The sequence below is a fragment of the Paenibacillus sp. HWE-109 genome, assembly GCF_022163125.1.
Taxonomy (GTDB): domain Bacteria; phylum Bacillota; class Bacilli; order Paenibacillales; family NBRC-103111; genus Paenibacillus_E.
On sequence record NZ_CP091881.1, the window covers coordinates 950,133 to 966,763 of the forward strand.

A 16,631-nucleotide genomic window follows, 5' to 3' on the forward strand; every position below is an offset into this window, starting at 1 on the left:
TTATCGGGAAAATTGTTTATTCCGGTTTATATCGGCGTGGTTTATTTTGAAAAAAGTTTATTCGCTCCTTCATCGTGGTTCAAACGGTTGAAGTTTATCATGTGAAACTAGTTTATTGTCGAAGTCAGCATAAAAACGCAATAATGTGTTCCAGAGGCAGTTCCACAAACGGAATCATGCTTCAGAGTGAAAAATCTAAAAGTGGGTAAGGTGAGGCATTCATGCAAAAAAGAAAAACGAAGAAGTTCGCCGTACTAAGTCTTTCTATGTTATTTGCAGGCATGACCGTATTGACCGCTTGTTCTTCTGATAAGAAAGAGCAGGCAGGCCAGAGCGCAGCTCCAGCAAGCAGCAATGCTCCAGCCAAAGCTGGCAACTTGAAAATCGAGATCTGGGATCGCGGCAATCCGCCGGACGGTGTCACGATTACGAACTCGTTCCTAACCAACTTTGTTAAAGAAAATTTCGGCAAGCCGAACAATATTAATGTTGAGTTTGTTCCGGTGCCGCGAAGTGAAGAAGTACCCAAGCTGAATGTTTTGATGGCTAGCAACACGGATGTTCCTGATATCGTGGTCACATACGATAAAGGTACTTTCAGTAAATATGCGACTCAAGGCGGTTTGACAGAGCTTTCAGATTTGTTGAAGCAATACGGTCCGAATGTCAGCAAACTCCTTGGACCTGAAATTTTGAATGTTGGCAAATACCAAGGGAAGCAGTATGCGATTCCGGCGAAGCGAGCGGAAATAGGCAAATATGCGTCTTTCATTCGTCAAGACTGGTTGGATAAATTGAGTCTCCAGACTCCCAAAACGACCGATGAACTTTATAACGTATTAAAAGCGTTTAAAGAAAAAGATCCGGGGCAAACAGGCGGCAAAGTGATTCCTCTTGGCATGAGTATGGCCCCTGCCCAGTACGAGCCTATTATCTGGTCCTTTATCGGTAATATGAGCGATCAAGAGCGCTTCGAGAAAACGCAAATTCGTGAAATTCCTATGCTGGATCCGGGCTTCAAGGAAGCCATCCGGTTTATGAACAAGCTGTACAACGAAGGCTTGATGAGCCCGGACTTCGCTTTGGATAGTAAAAAGGAAACATTGACTAAAGCTATTTCCAACGGCAATATTGGTTTCTTCAGTGAGGATACCATCAACATTTTCTACAACGAAGGGACTTATGATGCTCTGAAGAAGAACGTCCCTTCTGCGTTACTGACTCCAGTGGATGCCTACACCAATAAAGATGGTAAACACGCTAAGCCGCTCGATGCTCCGAACGGTATGTACATTATGGTTCCGAAGTCGAGTAAAAATGCCGTCGAAGCCGTTAAATATCTGGATTGGATGGCGACGGGCGACAATCTGTTAACCATGCTTAAAGGGGTTAAGGGCCAGAACTACAATCTGGATGCTAATGGAATTCCGGCAGTGATCGAAAACATGGATGCTAAAGCTAAAAACAACACGTTCAGCGGCGGCGATATGGGTATTCTCGCTAACGGTCTTGTTCTTGATACACAAGAGAAAACGGACGCAGCTTTTATTAAGAACTTCCCAGAAAGATATCAAAGCGATGTTAATAAAGTGCTTAAAATCGCTGCAACGGACGGGATTAAACAGATTATCTCTCCACGTCCGATTGAAGCTGAAAACAAATACGGAACTACATTGATTGCGAAAGAGGAAGAGTTGATCGTAAAAGCAACGATGGCTAAGCCAGATAAATTCGACTCCGTATTTGACTCGATGATGAGTGGCTACATGTCCAGCGGCGGTCAAGCTATTGCTGACGAACGCAAAGCAGCATGGAAGGAAATGCAAACAAAGTAACCGAAGGTTAAGCCCGCGGTTGCACCAAATCAAAGGAGCGTGAAGTAGGCGCTCCTTTGATTTTAATAGATTGGGTGTTAGGGGAGGAAGCAGCTAATATGAACGTATACCTTCGACGATACTGGCAGCTGTATGCATTAGTTGCATTGCCGATTGTTTACTTTTTCATCTTTAAATATGGGCCGATGTATGGCGTGCAAATTGCATTTAAGGATTTCAATTTTTTCAAAGGGATCAACGGAAGTGATTGGATAGGTTTCGAGGCATTTCGGGAAGTATTCAAAAATCCTGATTTTGTTAAGGCACTGCGTAATACGTTTATGCTGAATTTTCTTGATCTTCTGGTATCTTTTCCGGCACCGATTATTTTGGCTATTATCCTGTTTGAAATAAAGGTCGTATGGTTTAAGAAGCTTTCCCAAACGATTTTATATATTCCCCATTTTATATCCTGGGTCATTATTGGCGGTATCGTTTACCAAGTTTTCGGCAATGACTCCGGCATGATTAACAACATAATCACCGGTATGGGCTATCCATCCATCCCGTTTCTATCGGATAAAAATTACTGGCTGATCACCTATTTATTAACGGGAGTATGGCAAAGCGCGGGGTGGGGAACGATCCTATATCTGGCAGCCCTAGCGGGAATCAACAAGGAATTATTTGAAGCAGCAGAGGTTGACGGAGCGGGAAGGATGAAGCGCATCTGGCATATCACACTTCCGGGAATCCAAACAACCGTGGCAACGCTGCTGATTCTTAATCTAGGCAATATGGTATCCATCGGCTTTGACAGACCGTATATTATTGGAAATCTGATCGTCCGTGATTATTCGGAAGTTTTAAGTACATTCGTGTATCGAGTCGGACTTGAATCTGGACAATATACACTGGCGACCGTGGTCGGATTATTCCAGGCTGTCGTAGGGTTGATTTTCTTGATTGGAGCTAACTTCGCTTCCAAAAAGTTGACTGGTGACGGCATTATTTAAGTGAGCTGTAGAGGGGAGTCAGTACGATGAATGATCGGGCAGTAAACCGGGTATATGATACAGTTTTTATTGCATGTGTGGCAGTTAGCGTAATGCTCTGTCTTATTCCTTTTATCCATATTATTGCGGTATCTTTGAGCGGAACAATACCTATTACATCCGGTAAAGTTTCCTTATGGCCGCTTGAAGCGAACTTGGAAGCGTACAAGAAAGTGTTTACGAATATGGCGATGATTCGTTCCTTGGGCTTTACGATCTTCATGACGGCGCTAAGTACGGTATTGTGTATGATCATGACGATCGCCGCCGCGTACCCATTATCGAAGAAAGAGCTTAAGGGTCGACAAATCTTTATGGTGATCATCATTTTTACCATGTTTTTTAGCGGAGGCATGATACCGGAATATATGTTAATGCGGAGCCTGAATCTGCTGAACACCGTATGGTCTTTAGTGCTGCCCGGCTTAGTCAGTGCATTTAATCTAATCATTCTCATTTCTTTCTTTAATAGCATCCCTAAGGCATTGGAAGAATCTGCGGAAATAGACGGATGCAGCTACTTCGGCATGCTGTGGCGGATTACTTTGCGCTTGTCCATGCCGGCGCTGGCCACACTAAGTCTTTTTTACGCGGTGGGAAGATGGAACGGATTTCAAGATGCATTAATGTATATTACAAAGCCGGAGCTCTATCCGCTTCAATTGAAGCTCTATCAGATGATACAGAACAGTCAGGTCAACGACCTGATGAGACTGGAAGGAAGTCAAGTACAGGCTGTTGTGCCTGAGAGTCTAAAAGCCGCTACTGTTATATTCTCTACAGTTCCGATTCTCATCGTTTACCCTTGGCTGCAGCGCTATTTTGTTTCCGGAGTTATGCTGGGCGCGGTTAAAGAATAAAAATCGTCCGTTCAATTGCTAGATAAAACTGAAGCGCAAACAGGATTTGCGTCCATGGAGAAAGAGGGTAAACCGCATGGTCTATCATAAGCTAGTGAAGATTAACGATCAATGGGTGAAAGAGGCGTTTGATCGTCAGGTGCTGGATAACGAAAGCCGCTATTACGGAGGCGTTGTTGATCCGGCAACAGGAATCCCATGGCCCAGTCATACGAATTCTCTAATGATTATGGGTTTATGGGCAGCCGCCCTAATCAATCCGGATTCCGCTTATTATCACGACAGCACACTGTTGGAACGACTGAAGAAACTGTCTCGTTTTATGTTGAACTTCCAGCATGAGGACGGCACCATCTCACCGGGTTGGACCAACTATCATTCGCCGCCTGACACGGCCTTCAACGTTGTTGGGCTGTCCCAAATCTACAAGCTGCTCTCGTCAAGCGAGTGGCAGCCGGCCGAGTCCGTTGCTGCCGATGTCCATCGTTTTCTGGAGCGGACGATTCCTGCCTTGCTGACAGGCGGCATTCATACGCCTAATCATCGTTGGGTGATCTGCTCAGCCCTCGGTTCCTTATACGATATCTTTGGCATCGAAGCGCTCAAGGAACGTGCTTCGGAATGGTTGTCCGAAGGGCTGGACATTACTCCGGACGGAGAATGGACGGAGCGCAGCAACGGTATTTATAATGCGGTCAGCGACATTAATCTTTACTATGCCGCTTGGTATCTGGAGCGGCCAGAGCTGCTCGAGAGTGTGCGAGCTAATCTGAGGATGATGATATATTTGGTTCACCCTGACGGCGAGATCGTGACGGACTATTCGGGCCGTCAAGATTTTGGCCAAAAGTTCACACTTGCCGACTATTATTCCATTTATCAACTCATGGCGGTACATGACCGGGATCCTTTGTTTGCGGCCATGGCCAGTTTGGCGGGCGAAGCGATTACCCATCCGGGGGCCCTTCCGAACAACGCCATGCTAAACCTTTTACTTCATCCTGCTTTGCGGGAGAGCTCGGTGCAACCGGCTGAGCTTCCTACCGAATACCGTAAAATCATTAATGGCGATTTCAATCGCTCCCTGTACTTATCCAAAATGGAGCAAGCCGGTCATAACGGGAAAATCTCGCACAGCAGCTTTCACCCGGAATTCGGCGCCCCGGTAGCTAGACACCGGATCGGCAAAACCAGTGCGACCGTCATGACGGAGGCCACCTCTTTCTTTGCGTTACGGCACGGCCAAGCCAGGCTGCTAGGCGTTCAAATAGGCTCCAACTTTGAGCCGGGCACGATCAAGTTCAAGGAGCTGCAGGAGCAGAATGGCGTATACCTTATGAAGGCGCAAGAGAAAAAGGGCTATTATGGCCCAGTCCCGCAGACGCAGCTTCCAGAATCTGCATCGGAATCTCTAAGCCCGTGGTACCTGCTTCCGCATCACAAACGGTCCATGACCCATGAACAGACGCATGAGACCTTCGTTGAAGCGGCAGAGACCAAAGAAGGATGGACCTTACGCATTCGGTCAGACAAGCCGGTGGATGTGTTAACACAGGTTGTCTTTCTTTTCGGAGCGGAAGGGACGCTGCATACGGATGGCTGTGAGCCTGCCGGGGAAGACAAAATCATGTGGCGCGATGGACGTGTCAGATACGAGAATAATGAAGATTGGATTGAAATAGAGGGAGCTGCTTCTGAGCATTCGTCAACAGCCATCCGCAATATGGTTTATCCGAGTGGCTGTCAGATGCTGCTTGTGAATCTGATTACACCGATTGATCATACATTCAATATTCGGGTTTCACCGAACGCTGCTTCGAATGGTTAGGAGAGATAACATGACGGTTTATTTTCAAGAACAAGAAAGCGCTCATTACCGCTTTGGCGACAATGACGCCGAAATCCTGAAGGTTCTGGCGCAGCGGTACATCGGGGCCAATCCCCAGGCTGGGTTTGTCTACCGTACCTTTCATCAATCAGGCGTGCTGCAAAATAAGGATGGTCTGTATGAGATCGACCTAAGCCAGCGGTTTCCAAACGCCAAGCCAGGGCAATGGGCCTATGGTGCAGGCGTTGTTTGGAGCGATGAGGAGCGGAATCTGGATATCATCATCCGCTGCCTGGGTCCGGTCCGCTTCTTTTTTAACGGCAGTCTAACCTATCGTTCCAATGTTATAGACGAGATGACTCCGGACGCAAGCGTGAAGCTAAATGTCACCTTTGCAAAAGGATGGAACAGCTTGTTCGTCAAAATGAAGCATACACCAGCCGGCTTTGGCTGTTTGATCGGATCGGACGAAGCCAAGGTCCGCATACTGAACGTACTGGCTCCGTTTAAGGAAAGACAGGGAAAGGCGGGATGGGTGTTCTCCGCTCCTGTGGACAAGGATGTTGTGCCGGATGAAACCGCGCTGCCTGACCTGCTTTCTTATGAACAGAATAGCGGACTAAGCTGGTTTCCCGAGTGCCAGTGGAACGAGGAAGAACGTGAGCTTCCATCTTTGGAAAGAATGTATGGCCGCCAGCCGGGTCGGTTTGCTTTTGCTTGGACCCGTTTTCGTCAGCATTTTGCCGGAAGCCTTCTTGTGAATATGGTTATCACCTCTTCGGGGCCTATTACGGTATGGATTAACGGAAAAGAGACGGTGAAAGAAAATAAGGCCGGCCATTGTGCATTTGAGCTTTCGTTATCTAGCGGTGTATACGACTTGCTTGTGAAAAGTGTTTGCGGTGAAGGCGCTTGGGGATTTACGTTAACGGCCTCCATAGGCGGTGCTCCCATTGATCTATATGCTCCCCATCAAGTGCATGGATCAGGAGATGCGGCCTGGCTGTATGTCGGACCGTTCCAAGCGGAGGCGGAACCCGAGCTAAGCGATTTGCAGCGAACTGACCGTTTGTATGCGACAACAAGAGAAGTTATGGAAAAGGCAGAATACGCCTATTGGCGGCTGGACCTTCCTCATGCTTGGATTCGTCCTTATTATGAGAACTCTATGCTGAGCAACAAATGGACTGTAGGCACAATGACCAATTATGCCCGTTGGGATTATCCACTCGGTGTTACGATTTACGGGCTGCTTCAAACAGGACGTTTTCTCCATAGACCGGATATGATTCGTTATGCCACAGAACACGTTCAAGCCTGTACGGATATGTTCGAGTATTCCCTCTGGGACGCTCAGCAGTATGGCTTTCCCGCTATCAACCAGCAGCTGGTTATGATGAAAATGCTCGACAACTGCGGTTCCTTCGGCTCAGCTATGCTCGAAGCCTACCGGGAATGCGGCGATAAGGGCTTTTTACCTGTGGCCTCCCGGATCGCGGACTTTATGTTGAACAAGCTGGAACGTCGTGAGGACGGAGCGTTTTACCGAACATGCCCGGGAGAATATTCAGCGGATACCATATGGGCCGATGATTTATACATGAGTACGCCGTTCTTGCGCCGTTACGCTGAAATATCGGGTGATGCCCGTGCGCTGGATGAAGCGGCAAAGCAGTTTTTACGATTTAGAAATTATTTATTCATGCCGGAGCAGCGGATTATGTCCCATGTTTATGATTTTAAGTTTAGGCGTGCAACAGGCATACCATGGGGCCGCGGAAACGGCTGGGTGTTGTTCTCCTTGACGGAGGTTTTGGAGGTTTTGCCGGAGACGCACGAAGACCGACCGGCGCTGCTCGCATTCTTTAATGAGCTGTGTGAAGGTTATTTAGCCCTGCAATCGGAAAGTGGTCTATGGCATCAGGTGCTGAATGCTTCCGAGACCTATTTGGAAGCGTCCTGCACTGCGATGTTTGCCTATGCTTTTGCTCGGGGCGTCCGTTTTTCTTGGCTTCGCGAACCCAATCGTTATGCGGAGGCCGCCTTTTTAGCATGGAACGGTCTAAGCCGAATCGCCATAGACCGCCAAGGCAACGTACATGGTGTCTGCAGTGGCTCTAGATATGCATTTCACCCTGAATACTACAATGAGGATCTTCGTACGGTAACCAATGATAATCATGGAATTGGCATCATGATGCTGGCCGGAACGGAAGTCGCGAAATTGAAGGGTTACTTGTCTTAATAAACAGCAAGGTCAGTCGACGTCATGTCGGTTGACCTTCTTTGTTTAAGCTGTCGCTCATTATCATTTAACCATGCGAGCCCTAGAGTATGATCTAGGAGCTCGTATTTTTTTATCGCAGAATAGAAAAAGAGATAGACGAATGTTATAAAATAACATATTATAATGTTATAAATTAACTTTTTAATGTTATTTTAAAACAAACGAAAAGGGTGGTAGACATGTCCGTTCAACCAAGATTAAATCGGATGTTTAGTGAGCAGGGGAAATGCTTTGATGTAGCTATCGATCATGGCTTCTTTAATGAGGCTCAGTTTCTAACCGGAATCGAAAATATGAAGGAAGCCGTTGAAACCATCGTTCATGCGGGTCCGAACTGTATCCAACTTAGCATTGGTCAAGCCAAGCATTTGCAAGCCATCCCAGGCAGTCATAAACCAGGACTTGTGCTTCGTACAGATGTTGCCAATATTTATGGGCATGTGCTTCCTGCGTTTCTTTTCAGCGAACTGATTGACGAAGCGATTGAGCAAGCGGTCCGGATGGATGCTGTAGCTGTATGTGTGAACCTGTTGCAATTGCCGAATCAGCCCCAGCTTCATTATCAATGTGTGAAAAATGTATCACATCTTAAAACAGCATGTGAAAAATTCGGCATGCCGCTGATGGTGGAGCCTCTAGTTATGCTCGCAAACGAGGAAAAAGGCGGCTATATGGTCGATGGCGATATTAACAAAATTATGCCGCTTGTTAGGCAAGCTGTTGAACTTGGGGCAGATGTCATTAAAGCAGACCCATGTGAGCATGTAGAAGAGTATCATCGTGTCATTGGGATTGCTTCTGGCGTTCCTGTCCTTGTCCGCGGCGGAGGCCGAGCAAGCGATGAAGAAATCATGAGCCGCACGGTGGAGTTGATGAAGCAGGGCGCATCGGGTATTGTGTACGGCCGCAATGTCATTCAGCATCCGAATCCTGCTGGCATGACCAAAGCTTTAATGTCCATTGTTCATCACGGGGCTTCGGAAGATCAGGCGCTTGCGTTACTGCGTAAATAACTTAACGTACCAGAAGGAGGTCATCTCATTTTGACTAGGACAATTATTCGGTTTGGCGTTATCGGCTGCGGTTTGATGGGCAAAGAATTTGCAAGTAGCGCCGCAAGATGGTGCCATCTTACCGAGATCGATAGTGAACCCCGTATTATAGCGGTTTGTGATGCAAATCCTGCAGCGACACAGTGGTTCAAGGATAGCTTATCGAGTGTGGAAGCTACCTATACGGATTATAGGGAGATGCTTGCGAACCCCGATATTGACGCGATTTACTGTGCGGTTCCCCACAACCTGCATGCTCAAATCTACATTGATATCATTGAAGCAGGGAAACATTTGCTTGGTGAAAAGCCATTCGGTATCGATCAGGCAGCCAATAAGTTGATTATGGAAGCTATCTCACGAAATCCGCATGTCATCGTCCGCTGCTCATCGGAATTTCCATTTTTCCCAGGTGTTCAACAAATGGTTCAGTGGGTAGAAGAGAATAAATTCGGGAAGATCATCGAGGTTGAGGCTGGATTCTGGCATTCAAGTGACTTAGATCCGACGAAACCAATTAATTGGAAAAGGCGTATCGCTACGAATGGCGAATATGGTTGTATGGGCGATCTTGGGATGCACGTTCTTCATTTGCCTCTGCGTTTTGGTTGGAAACCGAAATCCGTAAGATCTTTGCTGTCCCAAATTGTACCAGAACGTCCGGATGGCAAAGGGGAGATAGTTCCTTGCGAAACGTGGGATAATGCCATATTGGCGTGTGAGGTAGATACGGGAGGGCAACAATTTCCGATGGTCTTATCGACGAAGCGTATTGCCCCAGGACATGCCAATACGTGGTTCATCCGGATTATGGGTACGGAATTCTCTGCGGAATTTACAACCAAGAATCCAAAGCAAGTGAGTTCATTACCTTACAGTCCAGGCGGGGTACAGTCTTGGCATCAAACAGATGCTCCTTATAAGTCGGCGTACGGCACCATTACAGGAGCTATCTTTGAGTTCGGCTTCTCGGACTCGATCTTACAAATGTGGGCTGCATTCTGTGATGAATTAGCACACCCTAAAGAGATGGTGCAGCCTTTTTATTGCGCAACACCAGAAGAAGCGGCAGCCAGTCATCAGGTGTTTACAGCCGCGTTAGAATCCAATCGAACCGGTCAAACCATAGCGCTACATTGGGAGGAATAAATGTGAGCGGCAAAGCGGAAGTCATCGTGGCAGGGCATATTTGCTTGGATATTATTCCAACGATGGATGAGAAACAATCGAGCTTGGCAACCCTGCTATCACCTGGGAAGCTTGTGAATATCGGACCAGCCGTTATTTCAACAGGAGGTGCAGTTTCGAATACCGGAATTGCGCTTTACCGTCTGGGAAGCAAGGTGAAATTAATGGGGAAGATAGGAGCGGACCCCTTCGGTGAAGCCATACTTACCCTGCTCAGGCAGCAGGATCCTTCCTTAGTCGAGGGGATGATTGTATCGCCTGAGGCTACTAGTTCCTATTCCATCGTCATTAGTCCACCGAATATGGATCGGATGTTTCTGCACTCGACGGGTGCGAATGATACGTATGCGGCTTCTGATTTGAAACAGGAACAATTGCAAGGAGCAAAGCTGTTTCATTTTGGTTATCCACCTCTCATGAAGAACATGTTCGAGAATGAGGGGGCAGAGCTTGTATCCTTATTGAAGAAAGTCAAAGCGAGTGGCTTGACGGTTTCTCTTGATATGGCCAAACCAGACCCAGAATCAGCTGCTGGAAGGAGGAATTGGCGAGAAATTCTGACGCAAGCTCTTCCTTATGTCGATGTTTTTTTACCAAGCTTCGAAGAACTTGTTTATATGCTCGACCGAGAGCGTTACTACCTCATGGAAAAAACGGCTCCAGATGGCGACCTGTTGTCTTATGCTGATGGAGTATTATTAGCTCAACTATCCGCTGAACTCATCCAAATGGGGGTGGCGATTGTAGTCATTAAACTCGGGGAGCATGGGTTATATGTACGAACAACCTCAGATGAGAAGAGATTTGCACGGCTAGGGCTAAGTTCACCCCAGCAGAATCAATTCGATGATTGGCTAAATTGCGAATATATTTCCTCATGTTATGAAGTGGATGTGGTAGGTACAACAGGGGCAGGAGACTGCACAATTGCAGGTTTCCTATTTGGTCTGACAAGGGGGTTCACATTAAAGGAGTCATTGCAGAGTGCTGTTGGCGTGGGTGCTTGCAATGTGGAACAGGCGGATGCGACCAGCGGCATACCTAAGTGGACAGCGATCCAAGACCGAATGAACAAAAGATGGAAGAAAAGGGCGACGAAGTTGAAGCTGGTCAATTGGCATTTGCATGATGATCAGATCTGGATAGGACCTTATCATAAGTCTTCGAAAGAGAGCGTGAGGAGCGAATGAAGCGAAGTGAGATCAAGCAAGCTCAGCAGCGGGCTGAACATATGTTGACATCATCAGGCATTCAATTATCTCAGGAAGAGATTGCACGCATTGAAGTTGCAGACTTTGGACTGGGACAGCTTGAGGTACAAGGGCTGGAGCTCGTTACTTATATCAATACAGATCGTTATTGTGCAAAAGATTTAGTTCTTTTTCCACGACAAACTTGTCCCGAGCATCTTCATCCTAGAATCGCAAACGAACCTGGTAAAATGGAAACTTTTCGCTGTCGTGCAGGGATCGTCTATTTATATGTGGAGGGGGTGCCTGCACCAGAGATAGCCGCCATTTTACCTTTAGGAAGTGAGGATTCCTATACCGTCATGAATGAAATCGTCCTGCATCCGGGCGAGCAATATACCATTGAACCTGGGATTAAACATTGGTTTCAAGCTGGCGATGATGGGGCCATCATTTCCGAATTTTCAAGCACGAGTCGGGATGAGCTCGATATTTTTACAGATCTGCGCATTCAACGAATGCCGATTATTCATGAAGATGCGTAGGTAGAATGCTATGAATTTATATGGAAAAGCATGGTCGCGTCGTGAAATAGAAGCGCGAGTCGGCAAGATGGAGCAGATCGCTGGCATTAAACGCTTAGTTGCTATAGAAGGTAAAGAAGCAGGTGTGGAGTATATTCAGGTGCGTACAGGTGCAGGCTTAAGTTATAACGTGATCCCATCCAAAGGTTTAGATATCTCCTTGGCGGAATATCATGGTGTGCCTATTAGCTGGCAATCACCGAATGGAGATGCCCATCCTTCTTACTATGAGGCGGGCGGGAATCAATGGCTTCGAACGGCATCTGGCGGGCTGCTTATGACATGTGGACTCATGCAAGTGGGGGCTAGCTGCGAGGATCAGGATGAGCGTCTTGGACTTCATGGACGGTATCATCATACACCAGCAGAACAAGTATGTGCGCGAAGCGCTTGGCAGGAAGATGAGATGGATTTGTGTATTTCAGGCACCATTAACGAAACCTCTATTCTCGGTGGAAGACTTCAATTAGCTAGAGAAATCCACAGTCGTGTTGGTGACAATACAATAATTATTAAAGACGAAGTTCGTAACATGGGTTTCGAGTCCTGCCCGCATATGATTTTGTACCATTTTAACTTTGGATTCCCGCTGCTGATGGAAGAGACACGCATTCAATTCTATAGTGATCAAGTGAGTGCGCGTGATCAAGATACTTCTATCCATGCCTACGGGGAGTGGCAGGCTCCTGATGCTGCTTATCAAGAACGTGTTTATTATCATGAGTCTGCCAATAAGCCATGGGTACAAATTAGTAATCCTTGTTTTCCTTTAAATGGGGGAACAGGGATGGTTCAAGCCTCTCTTCAATGGTCTTCACAAACACTGCCTAACCTCGTCCAATGGAAAATGCCTGGTGCTGGGACGCATGTGCTTGGTATCGAGCCTGCCAATTGTCATGTAGGAGGTCGTAAAGAAGAGCGTGAACGAGGGACTTTGGTATATCTGGAGCCAGGTGAAACGGTAAAATATGAAATCAGGTTGAACCTCAGTTAAATGATTGGGATAATAAGATGAAAAGAAACATTGACGGGGGTTCTTCATGATAACAAATCAAATAAATGGTCGGCAGCAACAAATCTTAGATCGGATGGCACTCGATGGTGAGATTCGAATTGCTGAATTGAAAGAAATGTTTGATGTCACTGAAATGACGATACGTCGTGATATAGAGAAGCTTGAGACGATGGGACTGCTTAGACGAACCTTTGGAGGCGCTATTCTCATAGGCAAGGATATTGCCCTGCAAGATCGTACAGGCGTCATGATGGAAGAAAAAATGAAAATGGGCCTCCGCGCAGCACAGCTCATTCATGAAGGGGAATCCATCTTTCTGGATGGAGGTTCAACGACACTTCAAGTAGCCAAGTATCTAACACCGAATATGCCGATCACTGTGGTTACCAATGCATTGAATATTGCAGCCGAGCTGCAAGGCAAGCAAATTCCGACCATTGTCGTGGGAGGCATGCTGCTGGATAAAACATCGACACTCGTTGGCCCCGTCGCTGCCGTAGCAATTGCCAAAATGGCGTTTGACCGCGTATTTATTGGAACAACGGGTCTCACCATCAAACACGGATTCAGCAACTCCAATATGCACGAGGCTGAAATCAAAAGGCTTGTTATCGAACAAGCGTCTGAAGTAACCGTAATAATGGATCACACGAAGTATGGTGTTCGGGATCTGTTTTCATTTGCTGAGATAGATGCGGTGCATCGCATTATTTCAGACAAGTACCCAGAAGGTGAACTTCATGCGACTTTAAAAGATAGCGGAGTTCAATTGCTGGTTTGTTCTTAGGATGTGGGAAGTTCCAAGTAAGATGTCTCGTTAGATATTGATCATGGAGAGTTCGTGGCCAGGAAGCGAAAAGGATTATAAGGTTTCAGGATGGGCAGTTGAATGAAATTGTTTAATGTTTATAAGGCCGGAACTCCAAGCAAGGGGGTCCGGCTTGTTTGTGCGCCTCACATTTCTCTTAGAAGTAACATCTTAATCTGAGATGGCGGGACAAAGTTCGTATGTGGGATTGGTACGTTTTCAAATGAGAATGTATCGATTTTTCACAAATGATGGCCGCCTTTATACATTTACAATCCAGTTTGTCACGCATATGATTAATCTATCTAAAATGTTTAAACTAAATGTTTGAGAAGGAGTTGCTTTATGAAAAAAACGGATTTTATCGACAACAAGTCACAAAGCTATGAGACTCGTCAAAATTGCCATGGAGGCAAAGGTCCTTTTCAGCTAAAGGATATTATTCAAGCAGTGTCATCAAGTGATAAGCAGTACATCAAATTCATTCATGATGATATAATCCCGCCAGGTTCTACCTTTGGTTATCACCAGCATAACAGCGATGTTCCTTTGGAAGAGTGGTATTACTGCCTTTCTGGTCACGGAATCATGGAGCTTGACGGCAACCAATATGAGATGTCGGCCGGCGACATAAGCGTTTGCCGTGCAAGTGGTAGCCACGGTCTTATTAATAACGGTCCGGAAGATTTAAGAATTATCGTTATATATGCTTCTGCAATACAATAACGGAGGGATTAGCTTGAGGAACAGAAAACTCAAAGTTGGTGTTGTCGGCTTAACTGTAGGGGCAAGTCATGTTAAAGACTATGCTAACAGCGACAACGTAGAAGAAATTGTGTTGTGCGATGTTGATGAATCAAGACTGCAAGATATAGGTGATAAATATAACATTTCAAAAAAATATACGGATTTCGATAACATGTTGAAAGAAGAAAATCTGGATGCCATCAGCCTCGCAGTTCCTAATTTTTTACATATGAGGCTTGCCATTCAGGCCATGGAAGCGGGAGTGCATGTACTTTGTGAAAAGCCTATGGCAAGAAATGCGGAAGAGGGGAAGAAAATGCTTGAAGCTGCTCAAAAACACAACAAGAAGTTAATGATCAATTTCAATCAGCGTTTTCAGCATGAATGCCAAACGCTAAAATCCGTTATCGACGAAGGCAAGATCGGCGATATCTATTATATACGGACACAGTGGCAACGAAGGCGAGGGGTGCCGTGGTGGTATCCGCTTTCATCAGGAAAAGAACTATGCGGCGGTGGAGCTATGATTGATCTTGGTGTTCATGTGCTCGACCGCGCCATGTGGTTTTGCGGGTATCCAGATCCGGAATGGGTATTAGGAAACACATTTTGCAAGGTCTCGAAGGACGAGGCTGCACGCAGAGGCATTCAGAATTTCGAGCTCGAAGACATGGGTGTAGCTATGTATCGTATGACGAACGGGATTATGCTTGAATTGGAAGCATCATGGGCCAGCAACCGTGAGAACGAGGTGGTTGCAACACGGATATACGGCTCCAAGGGTGGTGCGGTCCTGCATACAGTAGTTGGAGATGGTAAGGCCACATGCAATAAAGTGTTCTTGGAAATCGACGGAGAGGTCCATGACATTCCTTTAGATGATTTCAGGATTTCTGAGATGCCGAACGTTCGGCAAGCGTTTCTGGATGCTATTGTCAATGATGATGAGGTACCGTGCACACCTCAACAAGGACTTAAGATAACCCAAATGTTAGACTCAGTTTACTTGAGTGCTGAAAATGGCACACCGATAAAATTTGGATGATTGACGGTTTTGCAATAAATTCAGAGTTAAAGAAACTGATGAAGCAGTCCCCAAGTAATGAGAATTCAAATGCGGAATTTTCTTGGGGACAAGCCTGTTTTTGACTGGAAAAAACGAGAAAAATTATATATATCAGAAAAGCCGCAACTGTTCGCAATGTCTGTGATACTGAGAGTAGACATGCGCAGCAGCGTCTTGGCAGTTTCCAATCTGCAGTGCTGCAGATAGGCGTAAGGCGTAATCCCGCGCTCCTGTTTAAAAATGCGTATTAAATGATCTGTCGTTAGAGAGAAGTTCTGGGCAAGTTCACTCAAATTGTATGGATGCTGTGGATGTTGTTGAAACATACGGCATAGTTCATCAATTTGTGCTGTATATGCTCCGGCGGATGCTGGAGTTTTACTTTGATATTCCGCAATAAGTGCTTGCAGCCATATTTCCATTTGCGGCAAATTATTTCTTTCTTCGGCTAAACGAAAACGATTAAAAATCTCTAATACAAAATGATATTGATCAAAATGGCGATACTCAGGCAAGTCACACAAGATATTCGGATTACGCAATGTAAAATCTATATAACGAACATCGAGACTGGAGTGTTCATTTTGATAGGCGTTGATCTCCTTCTTATAATTGATAAAAAAAACATCGCCGATACTTAATTTGTAGCAGTTCTTGCCTAGCATTATTTGACCTTCTCCACCCCAAATACTCCACAAGGTAAACCCTGGATGACAACCGACGGGAACATGCCATTTCCATTCTGGAACGCAGTGCTTCCCGAAATGCATAGATGAAATGTCCATATGCTTCACTCCGGTAAAATTTATCGATTTTTCATAAAATACTATTGAATTTTTGCATTTTCAATCCAGTTTGTCAAGCATGTAAAAGCAGGGGATAAAATGCAAATCGGACAAACGATTAAATACGTGACAATCATGGTAGCGACATTGCCTGTTCGAGCAGCTGTGCGCAGAGCTAGCATAGTGCCAGGCGACTTCGTGCTCGTCATCGGTGCTGGACCTGGCGGCAGTATAGATAATTGGGGATCAAAGCCCGCATGTAGCCAGAGGCGACGGGATTTACGACAATAATCCGACCTATGCCTGGACATCGGGCTTCTGGCCTGGTCTGTTATGGATTATGTATGATATG

General features: G+C 46.0%; 15 protein-coding genes. 14 read left to right on the top strand and 1 reads right to left on the bottom strand.

The genetic code is table 11. The annotated features are described in order from the left end of the window. Positions 1 to 221 precede the first annotated feature (221 nt). The 13 genes from LOZ80_RS04090 to LOZ80_RS04150 all read left to right on the top strand — a co-directional run bounded on the left by LOZ80_RS04090 (position 222) and on the right by LOZ80_RS04150 (position 15,473). Entirely contained in the window at positions 222 to 1,835 is a 1,614-nt protein-coding gene (locus LOZ80_RS04090; RefSeq protein ID WP_238170221.1) for an extracellular solute-binding protein, read from the top strand. A 98-nt stretch (positions 1,836 to 1,933) separates the two neighbouring features. Next, complete coding sequence (locus LOZ80_RS04095) at positions 1,934 to 2,830, top strand: ABC transporter permease (RefSeq protein WP_238170222.1); 897 nt, start codon at positions 1,934 to 1,936, stop codon at positions 2,828 to 2,830. Positions 2,831 to 2,856: 26 nt separating this feature from the next. After that, the gene (locus tag LOZ80_RS04100) at positions 2,857 to 3,729 is read left to right on the top strand and encodes a carbohydrate ABC transporter permease (protein ID WP_238170223.1); all 873 of its coding nucleotides are present in this window, start codon (positions 2,857 to 2,859) and stop codon (positions 3,727 to 3,729) included. Positions 3,730 to 3,805: 76 nt separating this feature from the next. Continuing rightward, entirely contained in the window at positions 3,806 to 5,557 is a 1,752-nt protein-coding gene (locus tag LOZ80_RS04105; protein ID WP_238170224.1) for a hypothetical protein, read from the top strand. 10 nt (positions 5,558 to 5,567) lie between these two features. Next, positions 5,568 to 7,802 carry a glycoside hydrolase family 88/105 protein gene (locus tag LOZ80_RS04110; RefSeq protein WP_238170225.1) on the top strand — a complete coding sequence of 745 codons (2,235 nt, stop codon included), beginning with the start codon at positions 5,568 to 5,570 and terminating at the stop codon, positions 7,800 to 7,802. A 221-nt stretch (positions 7,803 to 8,023) separates the two neighbouring features. Beyond that, complete coding sequence (locus LOZ80_RS04115; protein WP_238170226.1) at positions 8,024 to 8,857, top strand: class I fructose-bisphosphate aldolase; 834 nt, start codon at positions 8,024 to 8,026, stop codon at positions 8,855 to 8,857. A 30-nt stretch (positions 8,858 to 8,887) separates the two neighbouring features. Continuing rightward, the gene (locus LOZ80_RS04120; RefSeq protein WP_238170227.1) at positions 8,888 to 10,045 is read left to right on the top strand and encodes a Gfo/Idh/MocA family protein; all 1,158 of its coding nucleotides are present in this window, start codon (positions 8,888 to 8,890) and stop codon (positions 10,043 to 10,045) included. A 2-nt stretch (positions 10,046 to 10,047) separates the two neighbouring features. Further along, positions 10,048 to 11,274, top strand: a complete 1,227-nt coding sequence (locus LOZ80_RS04125; protein WP_238170228.1) for a carbohydrate kinase family protein — start codon at positions 10,048 to 10,050, stop codon at positions 11,272 to 11,274. Continuing rightward, on the top strand, positions 11,271 to 11,819 hold the full coding sequence (locus LOZ80_RS04130) for a D-lyxose/D-mannose family sugar isomerase (RefSeq protein ID WP_238170229.1): 549 nt from the start codon (positions 11,271 to 11,273) through the stop codon (positions 11,817 to 11,819). Before LOZ80_RS04125 ends, LOZ80_RS04130 begins: the two co-directional genes overlap by 4 nt. Positions 11,820 to 11,829: 10 nt before the next feature. After that, entirely contained in the window at positions 11,830 to 12,852 is a 1,023-nt protein-coding gene (locus tag LOZ80_RS04135) for an aldose 1-epimerase family protein (protein ID WP_238170230.1), read from the top strand. Between the two features lie 46 nt (positions 12,853 to 12,898). Then, a complete protein-coding gene (locus tag LOZ80_RS04140; RefSeq protein ID WP_238170231.1) occupies positions 12,899 to 13,660 on the top strand; it encodes a DeoR/GlpR family DNA-binding transcription regulator in 762 nt (253 codons plus the stop codon). Between the two features lie 366 nt (positions 13,661 to 14,026). Continuing rightward, entirely contained in the window at positions 14,027 to 14,407 is a 381-nt protein-coding gene (locus LOZ80_RS04145; RefSeq protein ID WP_238170232.1) for a cupin domain-containing protein, read from the top strand. Positions 14,408 to 14,420: 13 nt separating this feature from the next. Further along, positions 14,421 to 15,473 (top strand): Gfo/Idh/MocA family protein, encoded by a 1,053-nt coding sequence (locus LOZ80_RS04150; RefSeq protein ID WP_238170233.1) that lies wholly within the window; start codon positions 14,421 to 14,423, stop codon positions 15,471 to 15,473. A 65-nt stretch (positions 15,474 to 15,538) separates the two neighbouring features. On the opposite strand, the gene LOZ80_RS04155 is transcribed toward LOZ80_RS04150, so the two are convergent. Continuing rightward, positions 15,539 to 16,279: an AraC family transcriptional regulator gene (locus LOZ80_RS04155; RefSeq protein WP_238170234.1), complete on the bottom strand. Its 741-nt coding sequence runs from the start codon at positions 16,277 to 16,279 to the stop codon at positions 15,539 to 15,541. 99 nt (positions 16,280 to 16,378) lie between these two features. On the opposite strand from LOZ80_RS04155, the gene LOZ80_RS04160 reads away from it, so the two are divergent. Continuing rightward, a complete protein-coding gene (locus tag LOZ80_RS04160; RefSeq protein WP_238170235.1) occupies positions 16,379 to 16,570 on the top strand; it encodes a hypothetical protein in 192 nt (63 codons plus the stop codon). The last annotated feature ends 61 nt before the right edge of the window (positions 16,571 to 16,631 follow it).